Annotated in this window: 14 protein-coding genes; 5 read left to right on the top strand and 9 right to left on the bottom strand. The window is 53.9% G+C overall.

From position 1 onward, the window contains the following. Positions 1-33: 33 nt before the first annotated feature. The 3 genes from PT964_RS03015 to PT964_RS03025 form a co-directional block, all read right to left on the bottom strand. Positions 34-879 carry a MerR family transcriptional regulator gene (locus tag PT964_RS03015; RefSeq protein WP_274361832.1) on the bottom strand — a complete coding sequence of 282 codons (846 nt, stop codon included), beginning with the start codon at positions 877-879 and terminating at the stop codon, positions 34-36. Between the two features lie 166 nt (positions 880-1,045). Further along, positions 1,046-2,212, bottom strand: a complete 1,167-nt coding sequence (locus PT964_RS03020; RefSeq protein ID WP_274361833.1) for an MFS transporter — start codon at positions 2,210-2,212, stop codon at positions 1,046-1,048. Then, the gene (locus PT964_RS03025; protein ID WP_274361950.1) at positions 2,196-3,365 is read right to left on the bottom strand and encodes an MGDG synthase family glycosyltransferase; all 1,170 of its coding nucleotides are present in this window, start codon (positions 3,363-3,365) and stop codon (positions 2,196-2,198) included. Before PT964_RS03025 ends, PT964_RS03020 begins: the two co-directional genes overlap by 17 nt. A 328-nt stretch (positions 3,366-3,693) precedes the next feature. Between PT964_RS03025 and PT964_RS03030 the strand changes: the two genes are divergently transcribed. Next, positions 3,694-3,882 carry a dimerization/docking domain-containing protein gene (locus PT964_RS03030; protein ID WP_274361834.1) on the top strand — a complete coding sequence of 63 codons (189 nt, stop codon included), beginning with the start codon at positions 3,694-3,696 and terminating at the stop codon, positions 3,880-3,882. A 51-nt stretch (positions 3,883-3,933) separates the two neighbouring features. Here PT964_RS03030 and PT964_RS03035 read toward each other — a convergent pair whose 3' ends face one another. Continuing rightward, positions 3,934-4,884 carry a DMT family transporter gene (locus tag PT964_RS03035; protein WP_274361835.1) on the bottom strand — a complete coding sequence of 317 codons (951 nt, stop codon included), beginning with the start codon at positions 4,882-4,884 and terminating at the stop codon, positions 3,934-3,936. A 160-nt stretch (positions 4,885-5,044) separates the two neighbouring features. Here PT964_RS03035 and PT964_RS03040 point away from each other — a divergent pair, with 160 nt between their 5' ends. From PT964_RS03040 to PT964_RS03050, 3 genes are read left to right on the top strand one after another with little or no spacing between them, the layout of a single operon-like run. Next, positions 5,045-5,590, top strand: coding sequence for a helix-turn-helix domain-containing protein (locus PT964_RS03040; RefSeq protein ID WP_274361836.1), 546 nt, complete (start codon positions 5,045-5,047; stop codon positions 5,588-5,590). Positions 5,591-5,607: 17 nt separating this feature from the next. After that, complete coding sequence (locus PT964_RS03045; protein WP_274361837.1) at positions 5,608-6,582, top strand: alpha/beta hydrolase family protein; 975 nt, start codon at positions 5,608-5,610, stop codon at positions 6,580-6,582. Beyond that, on the top strand, positions 6,579-7,352 hold the full coding sequence (locus PT964_RS03050; protein ID WP_274361838.1) for an SDR family NAD(P)-dependent oxidoreductase: 774 nt from the start codon (positions 6,579-6,581) through the stop codon (positions 7,350-7,352). Before PT964_RS03045 ends, PT964_RS03050 begins: the two co-directional genes overlap by 4 nt. A 754-nt stretch (positions 7,353-8,106) precedes the next feature. Here the strand turns inward: PT964_RS03050 and PT964_RS03055 are convergent. From PT964_RS03055 to PT964_RS03065, 3 genes are all read right to left on the bottom strand, one after another. After that, positions 8,107-8,619: a GerAB/ArcD/ProY family transporter gene (locus PT964_RS03055; protein WP_274361839.1), complete on the bottom strand. Its 513-nt coding sequence runs from the start codon at positions 8,617-8,619 to the stop codon at positions 8,107-8,109. Between the two features lie 246 nt (positions 8,620-8,865). Further along, a complete protein-coding gene (locus PT964_RS03060) occupies positions 8,866-9,324 on the bottom strand; it encodes a bactofilin family protein (protein ID WP_274361840.1) in 459 nt (152 codons plus the stop codon). A 63-nt stretch (positions 9,325-9,387) separates the two neighbouring features. Continuing rightward, positions 9,388-9,966 (bottom strand): thymidine kinase, encoded by a 579-nt coding sequence (locus tag PT964_RS03065; RefSeq protein WP_274361841.1) that lies wholly within the window; start codon positions 9,964-9,966, stop codon positions 9,388-9,390. A gap of 171 nt (positions 9,967-10,137) precedes the next feature. Between PT964_RS03065 and PT964_RS03070 the strand changes: the two genes are divergently transcribed. After that, positions 10,138-10,950: an AAC(3) family N-acetyltransferase gene (locus PT964_RS03070; protein ID WP_274361842.1), complete on the top strand. Its 813-nt coding sequence runs from the start codon at positions 10,138-10,140 to the stop codon at positions 10,948-10,950. A gap of 21 nt (positions 10,951-10,971) precedes the next feature. Here PT964_RS03070 and PT964_RS03075 read toward each other — a convergent pair whose 3' ends face one another. After that, on the bottom strand, positions 10,972-11,694 hold the full coding sequence (locus PT964_RS03075; RefSeq protein WP_274361843.1) for a response regulator transcription factor: 723 nt from the start codon (positions 11,692-11,694) through the stop codon (positions 10,972-10,974). Beyond that, a complete protein-coding gene (locus PT964_RS03080) occupies positions 11,666-12,895 on the bottom strand; it encodes a sensor histidine kinase (protein ID WP_274361844.1) in 1,230 nt (409 codons plus the stop codon). Before PT964_RS03080 ends, PT964_RS03075 begins: the two co-directional genes overlap by 29 nt. Positions 12,896-13,099: the final 204 nt, after the last annotated feature.

Raw genomic sequence — 13,099 nt, forward strand, 5'->3', positions numbered from 1 at the left:
TACTTTTCCCAACGTTGCGCCGTTTCATGTAAATTATGACTTGATCGGCACGTAAATATCCGTTTCCGACTTTTCGTTGTCCGGGCCGAAGAAACGTTCCCCGTAAAACTCAAATTCATAGCTTTCCAGCGGCTGAAAGTTGTTCGCCGGCAGCCACTCCTCGTAAATGCGCCGGAACGTGTGGAATAGACCGCTCGGCTTTCCCGTGTGCGTAAAGACCGCGTAGGTTTGGGCAGGCACCTCTACGAAGGTCATACCCGCAGGCAGCCCTTCCGTCGATCCGACCTGTACGCCTGCCAAATAATTCACCGTGCTTCCGTCAAAATCGCAGCAAAGACCGTACGTTTCATGCGGATTGATCCGGTTCGGCACACTGCCCATTTCCGGGACGAAACGCTCCCATATTTCCGCAAATTTCGGCGATCCGCCGGCTCCCCTGACGGCCATTCCTGCTACGATGAACGCTTCCTTATGCTCGATTCTCGGTTCCATCTTCGTTCCTCCCCAATCGTTCTTCGGTAATTCAGGGCCAAGCAGAAGCTTCAGCTCATGCTCCACGCGATGCAGCAGCTTTTGCCGCTCCAGGATGGAAGCTCGAAGCTCCTCCGTATGCTCGCGAAGAATGGCGGTCAGCCGGTTCGGATCCTTAAGCGCACCGGCTTCCTTCAGCTCGCGAATGACCTCCAAGCCTACGCCCAGTTCCCGCAGAAAGATGATTCTGCTGAGATCTTTTATTTGCTCCGGCGCATAGTAGCGGTATTGATTTTCCGGTCCCGTTTGGGACGGGGAAAACAATCCGATCGTATCGTAATGGCGAAGCGTCTTTGCGGTAACGCCGAACAACCGCGCGATTTGCCCGACGGTAAGCAGGGTGGTCATTGGCTTGCTGCCTCCTTAGAACGTGTTTGCTGAATGCTCGCCCTTTCCATGAGTAACAATACAACATTTCCCCAAGGGAAAGGTCAAGGGGCTCTCGTAAAATAAATGAAAAAACTCCATCATGAGCGATTTCCGTCGCCCTGAGGAGTTTCCGCTGCCGTTAGTGCTACTTGAACAATCTGAAAGGGAACCAGACGTAAAACAGGCCGATAAACAGAAACAGAGATGCGGCGATGAGGAACGGGACCTGCAGCCCGAAGCTGTCCGCCATTGCGCCTCCAAGCGCCGGCCCGATCATGACGCCGATGCCTTCCACGGTAGAGAAGATGCCCCAGCCGACGCCTTTTTGCTGCGGCGGTACGAAAGCGGCGAGAAGCGCATTCCAGGCAGGCAGAACGGCAGCGTAGGATAAGCCGAGCACGATGGCCCAGATAAGGCAAATCCAGAGGGTTTCCGTGGTCGTTAATGAATATAAGCCGAATGAGAAGCAGGCGAAGCCGAGAACGAGGAACCACTTTTTGCCGAGCTTGTCGCTAAGGCGGCCTAGCGGGACAAGTCCTAGAACGGCGAACGCACCCCCGGTCAGCAGAAAGAACGAGTACTGGGAATTTGTAAGCTGGAGCCGGTCCTCCGCGAAAATCGGCAAAATCGGGAGAAGCATGCTCGCTCCAAGCGTCTGCAGAATCATTCCCGGAAGGAGCGGACGCATGGCGCGCAAACGTCCCTTCAGTTCGGTAAATTGCTCTTTAACGGGAGCGCTATGGGTATGTACCCGCGTATTCGGCATGAGCCACGAAACGGCCCATGCCGCGGCGGCAAGCGCTAACAGTACGATAAACGAAATTCCGTAACCGAACCAATCAAGGAAAAAATTCATCAGCACCGGCCCGAGTCCCAATCCGAGCAGCCATGCCATGTACAGCACGCCCATTTGATGGCCGCGGTCGTTCTCGGAAACGCTGCTCATCCCGATGATCCAAATGGGGGAGGCGCCGATTCCGAAAATTGCCGCCCCTACGATGAGCATCCATGCCTGAACCGAATATTGGAGCATGATTAATCCGATAATGGAAACGGCAAAGCTCGGTTGAAGCACCCATTGCTTCGGAAGCCGGTCGAGCAGCACCCCGATGCCCAGCTTGGCGGCCGTATCGGCGATGTAGTGAACGGTAACGGCAAATCCGATCGTTGTTACGGTTAAATACAACTCATCTACTGCGTATTTAGGAATATATGAGATCAGTACGGCTCCGCGTACGAATTCAATAAAGAAAAAGACGGTTGCCAATCGAACGAGGCTTGCGGGTACGTATAGACTACGAAATGCGCTCACTAGATACTCTCCTTATTTCTGGAGTCGCCCGCTGATCGAATCGGCGCGAGCTCATGTCGGCCAACATATCCTGCACGATCGTTTCGGCCGAATGCCGCATGCGCAGCAGAGAAATTCGTTCTCTGGCCTCGGACAGCTTCCGTTCATCCTCCAGAAGCTCTCTGATTTGCCGGGTTAATTCGTGAAAATCGTTTGCGATAAAGGCGGCGCCTTTCGACGAAAGATATTCGGCGTTGTCTCGCTCCTGTCCCGGAACGGGCCGGAATAGCACGATCGGCAGCTCGCTCTGGATCGATTCGGTCAGCGTAATGCCGCCCGGCTTCGTGACGATCGTGTCCGAAACCGCCATCAGCTCGTTCATTTCGGTTACGAAACTGAAGACGCGGATGGAGGGATGGCCGGCGAAGCACTCTTGCATAGAATCGTGAAGCTGTTTGTTTTTGCCGCAAACGACCAGCAGCTGCATTCCGGGGAGAGAGGCAACCGACTGGCAAACCTCCTTCAAGCCCGATAAGACGCCGTAAGAGCCTGCCATGATCAATACCGTTCGTTTCGCAGGGTCAAGCTTATATTTCTCGAACAGCTCGGTCGTACGCTCGGTAATCTGGAACTCCTTCTTCAGCGGAATGCCCGTCGTCCGGACCTTGTCCGCCGGTATTCCGGCATTAATGATTTCCTTCTTCAAGTCATCCGTGGCGACGTAGTACTTGTCCACTTGCGGGTGAATCCAGCGGCAGTGCAGCACGAAATCGGTAATGACATTATAAATCGGGATGCCGACGCCGGTTTTCTTGCGAAGCTCCGGCATGACCATCATCGGGAACGTGTTGACGACGGCGTCGGGCCGGTGCTCCTTAATGACCTGCTTCAGCTTCGACATGCCCCAGCCGTTGAACCAGCTGGAGAAAAGCGTATCGTTCGGCATATGGCGAGTTCTATAGTATGTCCAGCCGTATAGCTTCGGAAACATCGTGTAGCTTTTAATGTATAAAAGCTTGGTGAATGCATTGAGCATCGGGTAGGCTTCCGCAAACAGGTCGACCAGCACCGCTTCGGTCCCTTCGCTGCGTTCGATCTGCTCTTTCAGCGCCCGCGATACTTGGATATGGCCGTCACCGTAGCTTGCGTATAGTATCAATATTTTTTTCGTCACGACATTCAAATGGCCGCTCAACTCCTTGCGGATCTGCTCCTGCTCATATTTTAACTTATTCCTGTGGAATTATCAGTATTTAACCACATGCTGCGTATAGAGGCTTATTCATTGTAGCGGAAAAACCGGTCGAATGCACACGACCTACGATTTGGCGCAGCCAAGACTTAAGTCGGGTTAAATCGTAAGAAAGTTTACCCAATTAAGAATTTTCAGACAAGAAAATAGGGACATAATCAATTCATTGATGTATTATGAATGTAATAAGAGAGCATTACTGCCTAACCCATCTGCCGAATGAAATTACTTTACGGAGAGGAGCTAGCTTATGGCTGCAAAAGGAAGTAATGAAGTAAAGGAAAGCGTAAAGGAGATGGCTCGAATTTACAGGCCGTCCAACCCGCGGAAATTCGTTAGGGATTACGTAAAGAAATATCGGATACCGGGAGGATATGAGGACGTGCTGACACGTCTTGTAGAGAATGAGATGGCGAAGCTCGGAGACTCTGTCTCCTAAAATATAAAGAAAAAGGACCGTCGGAACGGTCCTTTTTTAATGCTATAAAATTTATACATGTTGCAGGGCGGCGGTGTTGTCGTCTTTCGTGGCCGTCTGAGCGGTATGGCGGTCGCCGATATAACGCAAAAACATCCAAACGCCCGCAATAAGAAGCGCTCCGGCGCCGGCCTGCAGCGGTCCGAGACGTTCGCCCAGCAGCAGCCACGCGAGCAGTGTTGCGCCGACCGGCTCTCCTAGAGTGGCCATCGAAACCGTCGTGGCACCGACAAATTTTAGAAGCCAATTGAACAGCATATGCCCGAATACGGTAGGAACAAGGGCCGTCAGCGCGAACAAAATCCATTCCTTCGGCGGATAAGCGAAGAACGAATACCCGAACGCCGCGTTATAGATCGCGAAGGAGAGGGAAGCCGACGCAAATACAATATAATTGTACAAGAAGTTAGGTACTCGGCTGCGGAGCGCTTGACCAAGCAGCATATGAACGACGACGGCAAGCGTGCCGAGAATGGAAAGCAAATCTCCATAAAGCGCCGTCCCTGACAACCGCAAATCTCCCCAGCCGATCATCACCGCTCCGGTGACGGCCACGGCCATGCTCACGGCAGACCCGCGGCTGATCTTCTCTTTAAACACCCAAAGCGAACCTAGCATAACGAGGATCGGCTCCAGCGTGAGCAGTACGGTCGAGCTGGCAACGGTCGTATAATTCAACGAACCCATCCACAGTAAAAAATGCAGCGCCAAAAACACTCCCGATCCGGACAACAGCAAATAATCGCGGATGGAAAGAGCGGTAAACTGGCGGCGGTATTTATACAGAAACGGCGTCATTGCCAGAACGGTAAGCAGAAGCCTGTGCATGCCGACGACAGAGACGGGAGCGCTCGACCAGCGGATAAATATGGCCGAGAAAGAAATAGCGATCATTCCGATAGTAAGAAAGCCGTAAAGATACGCCTTGCGCAAAGAAGGAGGGCGATCGGACGGTTGCGGCATAGAAGCGTTCACTCCATAGGTTCATGATAGTATTTCTTAGATGCGCGTGACTTGAGATAGTATACAGCATCTTGCGGAAACGCACCATAATATGTGCTTGACGGAACGTTTAAAATATAATATTATCATTATCGATAACAATAATGTTTGGGGGAAAACGATGAAAGCCGATTTAATATTGCATCCGGTACGAATGAGAATATTATCGGCTCTAGCCGGAGGCCGCCAATTGACCACGCAAGGAATTGCCGGCGCAATGCCGGACGTTCCGCAAGCGACGCTTTATCGGCATCTAAGCAAGCTGGTGGAGAACGGCCTGATTGAAGTGATCGGGACGCAGCAGATTCGAGGGGCAACCGAGAAAACATACTCGCTTCCTAAGGGCGCGAATTATGTGCTTACGGCGGAAGACATGAAGCATATCGGAAAAGAGGAGCACGTTCAGCATTTCGCCACCTTTTTGATCAACCTGCTTAGAGATTTCGAAAGCTATATCCATTCGAAGAAGGAGCCTGATTTCTTGAAAGACGGAGTCGGCTACAGACAAGCCCCGCTATGGCTTACAGACGAAGAGTTTCAGGAAATGATGGTGCGGCTCCGGGAAGTGTTGGCGGACTATGCGACGCTATCCGAAGAGCCCGGAAGAAAGCGCAGAATGTTTGCAACGATCGTAATGCCGACCGTAGAAGAGGAACCGTTAGAATAACTTAGGGGAGCAGAAACATGACAGCTATCTTGGAGAAGGAAATCGAGATTACAGGGACGCCGTTACTGAAGGGGACGTTGGCGTTACCCGGGGAGACGAATGAACGGTTGCCGGCCGTGCTGATGATCGTAGGATCGGGAAAGATCGACAGGAACGGTGTCGTCGATAAGCCGAAAATAGATCTTCGTTTGTATAAGCAGCTGGCAGAGTTCATTACCGGATTAGGCTACATTACACTGCGTTATGACAAGCGCGGGGTAGGCGGCAGCGAAGGCGAATATTTGCGGACAGGCATGTGGGATCTTGTAGACGACGCCAAGCGGGCGGTGCAGTTTTTGGCGAGTCGTCCGGAGGTGGATCCGAACCGGATCATCGTTCTCGGCCACAGCGAAGGAGCTACGCTGGCAACCGCTCTGAATGCGGTGAGGCCGGTGAACGGGTTGGTCTTGCTTTCCGGCGGGGGAGAAAGGCTCGAAGAGGCGCTGCAGCGCCAAAGAAATCTTGCGTACGAAGATATGGCTCAGTTAGGCGGGTTTAAGGGCTGGCTGCTCCGGGTACTGAAAGCGGCCGAGAAATCCGAACGCAATGCTCGGAAGTTTACGGACAGGATTAAGAAGTCAGAGGAAGACGTTATTAAAGTTAGTATGGTTCCGGTGAATGCCAAGTGGATGCGGGAGCATTTTTTTTACGATGTGGTCAAGGATTTGGAGAAAATCGAATGTCCGGTGCTGGCAGTCACCGGCAAGAATGACGTTCAAGCGGATACGGAAAAGCTGAGCAGGGTGACCGAGCTTGCGCGAGGCGCAGCCGAAATCGCCGCTATCGACGATATGGACCACGGCTTGAAGCTGAAGGTAGGAAAGACGGACATGCTGAATTACCGGAAGGAGTTGCCTCTTGTCGGCCCGAAGCCGCTGCATAAGGAGTTTACGAAGACATTGGAAGATTGGCTGAACCGGCACTTTCCGTTGAACGGGGAAGCTTTGCAATGAGTGCCGTATATATTGTGACCGGCGCTTCACGCGGCCTTGGCGAAGCGATCGCGGAGTACCTGCTGACGCCTGGGAACCGGCTGTTCTGCATTTCCCGTACGCGCAACGAGGCGCTGCAGCAAAGGGCTGCGGCTGCTGGAGTCGGTCTCGATTGGTTCGAGCGCGACTTGGAAGAGCTTGCCCAGGGGGACGCTGCTGACGCGCTAATGCGGGAGCTGCTCGGCGGAATCGCCGAATCCGGCTCGACGCCGGCGCTTCGGCTGATCAACAACGCCGGCGTTCTCGAACCGATCGGGCCGGCTCACCGCAACGATGCGAGCGCCGTGGCGCGGCATATCGCCGTCAACCTGACGGCGCCGATTGGATTGACCTCCGCGTTTCTCCGGCTCACGGAGAGTCTGGACGCGGACAAGCGCGTCATGCAAATCTCCTCCGGGGCCGGCCGCAAGCCGTATGCGGGGTGGAGCGCCTATTGCGCGGCCAAAGCCGGGCTCGATCATTTCACGCGCTGCGTGAAGCTGGAGCAGGATGCTTTGCGGTGCGGGGCGAAGGTCGCTTCGGTGGCCCCCGGCGTCGTCGATACCGCGATGCAGGCGTTGATCCGCTCGTCCGGAGAAGAGCAGTTTCCGACCCGCGCGCGGTTCGTGGAGATGCACGAGTCGGGCGCCTTGTCGTCGCCCGGCGAGGCGGCGGAACGGCTAATAAAGTTTTTGGAGCATTCGGAATTCGGCGAAGAGCCGGTAGCGGATATTCGCGACTTTACGCAATAGCGAATCGTCCCCTTGGCGGGACGATTTTTTTTTCGTCGGAATTGCGTGCGCGGCGGCGTGTGTAGTGACGGTTGCGTTGAGGTGGCGGTCGCGCATGTGGTCGCGCAATACGGCGGCGGTCGCGTGCGGTCGAGGTCGGCCGGAAGGATATACGTTCATGGCGTCCTTTTGACCACTCTTCCCTTCTCTCAGATAAATCGTTCGGGTGATGTCGAAGGGACCGAATCCTTCGATAAGTGAGTGACTGGCACCATGGAATAATTTCTGAGTGAAAGGGATAGCGGTAAAAAGGAGAGCGAAGGAGGTGTTGGTATCGCCGGGAAAAGTAGTTAGGAAGGGGATGGAAGAAAAGAGTGGGGAATGAAGGGTGTAGAGCGTGTAGGGAAAGTGCAAGGAATGTGCAGGGAACGTGAACGTACAGAGGACGTACATAGAACGTGTAGGACGTACAGAGAACGTACAGAGAACGTACAGAGAACGTACAGAGAACGTACAGAGAACGTACAGAGAACATATAGAGAGTGTGCGGAGAACACATGCAGAGAACGAGCAGAGTAAGTGCAAAGAACATGCAGAGTAAGCGCAGAGACGGGCAGAGTAAGCGCAGAGAATTACAAATTATTGCGCGGACAGCGCAAATCCTTGCGCGGCGTGCGGTGATTTTTTGCGGTTTGAGGGCTTCGGCGGTCTTGTATGATGGTTTCAAATCCGGAGAGGAGGAACGCCGATGCTGCTGTTGAGTTTGATTTATTGTTTATACCTTATAATGAGCTTTTGTATTTCGTTGTTTTAATTTTCCGACAATCCATAACAACAAAGGAATGGCCGCCATATTCACGGGCAGAGCGATCGGAATCCAATAATTATTATGATAAAAGGCGTCGTAAACGTTTAGTTTATTCATGATCATAGCCTCCGCAAATACGAAAGCGACCGTAAACCAGATCGTTTTTCGCCAATTCTTGATACGGAACAGCTTTGCGGTGCCGTAGCCAGCGAGGAAAACATACAGAGATATTTTGATGAAAACGCTGAGGATCCAAGTCAATATGGCGACAATCTCAAGGTTCTGAATAAAATTCATGACGTTGATGAAGCTGATGGCGTCGAAAGCGGGGTAATTTTCCTTGGCCGTAATCTCAGGACCAAGCGTCATTACGACACTGGCGACAATCATGCACACCAAAGCCGCCGACAATGCGAATCCGCCCGCCGCCCAGGCAGGTCCATTCTTGGAGTCGGAAGCGAACGTAAGCACCATTAGCATTTACGCGGATTCCCCGAAAAAAGAAAGCGGGCGGAGGGTTCCCTTCATGATATTAAAGCCGTTGATCTTTCAAGGCTCCCCCGAAAATACGATTGAGCGGTTTTTCATCCCTGCCGCTTCCGTCCAGCCCCTCATGAAGCCTGAACAACCAATACCACCCTCTTTTGGAGATGAATATAGGTTTCCAAAATCAGGGAAGGTTATACCGATAAAAAAACAGCCCCCTGTGCATAGGAGGCTGTTCGTTTATGCGCTCGCCGACGATGCTTTATCTTCGTGTTTACCTTTGCCGCCGTGGTTGTGATGGCGGTCGTGCTTTGACGGGGAGGGACGTTGAGGCTCTTTGCGTTCCCCGGATTCCATGGCGCAATCTCCGCGAAACACTCCGCCCTCCGACACATGAAGCGATCCGACGCTAATGCTTCCGTTCACTATGCCTTTGCTGGTAATGGTCAACTTCCCTTTGGTGATGACGCTCCCATCGATCCTGCCGGCATTGAACACGTTCCTGGCGTTAATGATCGAATGCACGTGACCCTTTTCACCGATCGTAACGTCTCCCGTGCACTCGATGTCGCCGATCACTTTGCCTTCGATTCTGAGACTGGCGTTCGTAATGATTTTACCTTCGACTGTCGTGCCTTCTCCGACGAGCGTGTCCGTTGCATTGACGTTGGTCCGGTGTTTCTGTTTGCCAAACATCATGATCAACCTCCCTCACGGTCCGGATGTTAGTCCTAATGTATGAGGGATAAGCATAAAAAAGAATCATTTCGGGGAGAAACGCTCCCGCGCTTCCTTATAGCAGCGTCTGCAAACCGGAAGGTACGACTCGTTGCCGCCGATCTGGATTTGCTCGCCGGCAAATACCGGAATGCCGTCTTTATAACGCATATTCATCGTCGCCTTGCGGTTGCAGTACCAGCAAATCGTCTTGATTTCCTCGATTTTGTCGGCCCAAGAAAACAATGCCTCGCTCCCGGGGAACAGCTTGCCCATAAAGTCCGCTCTTAGACCGTAAGCAAGCACCGGAATGTCCAGATCGTCGGCGATATCGGTCAATTGAATGACTTGGGGTTCGGTTAAAAATTGCGCCTCATCCACCATGACGCAATCCGGCATATGCTCGCGGGTCATCGCGGCCATATCGGTGCCGTCTTTAACGACTACGGCTTCCTTCTGAATCCCGATTCTGGATGTGACGTGCCCGACTCCGTACCTGGAATCGATGGACGGTGTGAATAGCAGCACTTTCTTGCCTTGCTCCTCGTAGTTATGGGCGACGCGCAGCACCTCGATCGATTTGCCGCTGTTCATCGTGCCGTAACGGAAATACAGTTTGGCCATAAGTCGGTATTCTTCCTTTCCTTGCAATACGACCCATTATATCAAACCGGCGGGGGCTTGTCCCAAGTTTGCCGTAAGTTTAGACTAGAAAGAACGTAGTATAGGAAAGGAAGAAAATGTATGGGTAGAGAGAGGCTCCTGATAGAACAAACCTTTGAGGCGCTAGGCATCATGCCGACAGTGTCTTCGCTCGTCCGCGAACTGAAGGAGCTGGGCGTCCGCGAAGGAATGACGCTGCTCGTCCATTCGTCGCTGTATTCGATCGGGTGGGTGCCCGGAGGTGCCGTCGCCGTCATCCATGCGCTGCAGCGGGCGGTCGGCGACAGCGGCACGCTGGTTATGCCTACGCATACCGGAAACTTGTCCGATCCTGCAAGGTGGCAAAATCCGCCGGCGCCCGAAAGCTGGTGGGAGCGCATACGCGAGGAAATGCCCGCGTTCGATAAGACGGAGACGCCGGTGTACGGCATGGGGACGATTCCGGAGACGTTTCGGCGAATGGATGGCGTGAAGCGAAGCGCGCATCCGCACATGTCGTTCGCCGCGTGGGGGAAGCATGCCGACGATATTGTGCGGGGCCACGGAGAGAACCCGGCTGCACTCGACTACGGCTTAGGCGAAAATTCCCCGTTAGCCCGCGTATACGACTTGGACGGAAGGGTGCTGCTTATCGGCGTCGGCCACGACAGCAACACCTCGCTTCATCTGTGCGAGTATCGCGCCGATTATGAAGGGAAGAGCAAGGAAGTGCAGCGGGCGCCGGTTATCGCGGAAGGGGTTCGCAAGTGGGTTCAGTATAACGAATTGGAGTTCGATACGGACGATTTCGAGGCGCTGGGCGCCGATTTTGAACGGGAGCGGCCGCATTCCGGGGACGCCGCCGCAGGAAAGCTCGGCATGGCGGAGACAAGGCTGCTGCGCCAGCGGGCGCTTGTGGATTACGGCACCGGATGGATCGCGCGCAACCGGAAACCGCGCCGTTAACGAACGAAGCGGGGGGAGGCGTTACACGAGCCCCTCGCTTTGCGCTTTTCTGGCGGCGCCGATCCGGTCGCGGACTTCCATCTTGGAGTAAATGGCGGAAATATAATTTTTGACGGTGCCTTCGGACAAAAACAACCGCTCGGCAATTTCCCGGTTGTTCAGCCCGTCCGCAATGCAGTGAAGCACCTGAAGCTCTCGCTCGCTAAGGCCGTACGCGGAATTCATGCTTGGATCCGCAGCCTCTTGCCGGGCCGATGCCGCCTGCGCGGGTCCGGCGGCGGCGGAGCCCGTGCCCGCAGTCGCCGGCATTGCGGCTGTCTTGCCTTGCAGCTGCGAAACGAGCAGCAGCGCAATGTCTTGAGGAATCAGCGTTCCTCCGCTATATACCCACTTGATGCCCTCGGCCAAATCGCGAGGGTGAATCGCCTTCAGCAAGTATCCTTCCGCTCCGGCGCCGAGGGCGTCTACGACGTACTGTACTTCCTGGAACGTCGTCAGGATAATGATTTTGACCTCCGGAAACCGCTGCTTGATCGTCCGGGTTGCTTCGACTCCGTCCATCTCCGGCATATGCAGGTCCATTAGGATAATGTCCGGCCGTTCCCGTTCGCAAACCTCGACGGCGACCCGGCCGTTCTCCGCCATGCCGGCCACCTCGAGCTCGGGGTCCATCTCCAACACAATATGTAAACTTTCACGAATCAGCTCTTGATCGTCAGCGAGCAGCAGACGTACGGGACTCATGGTCATACCCCCTTAGCGGAATAGAGCAAAGCACGACGGCCCCTTCACCGGGGCCCGTTCGAAAATCGATATGTCCCTGCAGCGCGGAAACCCGCTCGCGCATCGCCGTGAGACCGAAGCCGAGCGTCGGGGATTCGGCGCCGACGCCGTCGTCCTCCACGCGCAGAACGACCTGGTTCGGACGAAAGGAGAACGTAATATCGACAACCCGCGCTCTTCCGTGCCGCTTGGCGTTCGTCAGCGACTCCTGCAGACAGCGGATGAGGGTGAGCATCGTCTGTTTCGGAAGCGCGGTTTCTTCCCCTTCCAATTGGAAGCGGATTTGCGTGCCCGTGTGAACGGCGAACTCTCCGGCAAGCCTGGACAGCTGCTGGGAAATCGGAAGCTTCTCTTCCTCGGATGCCGTCTGGTGGATCGTCTTCCGTACCTCCTCCAAACCGTTGTGCGTTAAGGAGCGGAGTACGGCCAGCTTGGCCTTCGCCTTCTCGGGATCTTTCTCCAACAGTAAGGTTACCGCATCCAAACCCATGATGACGGAGGTGAACGTATGGCCGACCGTATCGTGGAGCTCTCTGGCGACCCGGTCTCTCTCCTCCAAAATGGTGAGCTGCTCGACCTTCTGCGAATATTGCTCCAGCACGAGACTTCTTTCTTTAATGATTTTGGTCTGCTCTTCATTCTCTTTCAGCAATCTCTTCAGCACTTGATTGGAATACTGCATTTTGTTCGCCCCGAAGCCGATGCCGAAGACGAGAAGGGTGCCGGCTACTTCATTGGTGTAATAGAGGGTGTCGTAGTCTTCTATAACGAAAAAGTACAATATCGGGTGGACTACCGGGTACAGGGCAAGGAGCACCCACGGCCCGCGGGAGCCGAGCAAATAGGCGGAAATGAGCGTAATCGGCGCGAGTATGGACACCATCTGGCCGAGAGTGACCGCATAATAAGCCGACACTCCGCCGTGCAGCGCGAAAGCGGCTATCGTAAAGTAGACGGCCTTGATCGATCCGGGCCGCCAAAACCATAAAGGAACGGCATAAGCCGCGGCAAACACGGCGAACATCAACAGCTTGCCGGAAGCCGTGTGCAAGTGAAGCTCCGCCGGTTGAAAGATGAGCATGTACAGCTCAAATACAAATACCAACGTATATAAAGAAAAGAAAATCCAATCGATCCATAGAAACTTTTTTTGCTCGAGCACGCGGCACACTCCCGTAAGCTATTCCATATGCAACTTCCATGCTATTGTAATCGTTACAAAGCGGTAAGGGAAAGTGAGCGCAGTCATATTTTCCGAAGAAATGAGGACAAACTGGAAATATGTCGGAGCGTATGACCGAATCATGACCGCGCTTATGACTCTTTTGATGACCGGAGTAACTATGACGGCGACTCGGAATCTACT

The organism is Paenibacillus thermotolerans (assembly GCF_028745515.1).
In the GTDB taxonomy this organism is placed as follows: domain Bacteria; phylum Bacillota; class Bacilli; order Paenibacillales; family YIM-B00363; genus Paenibacillus_AE; species Paenibacillus_AE thermotolerans.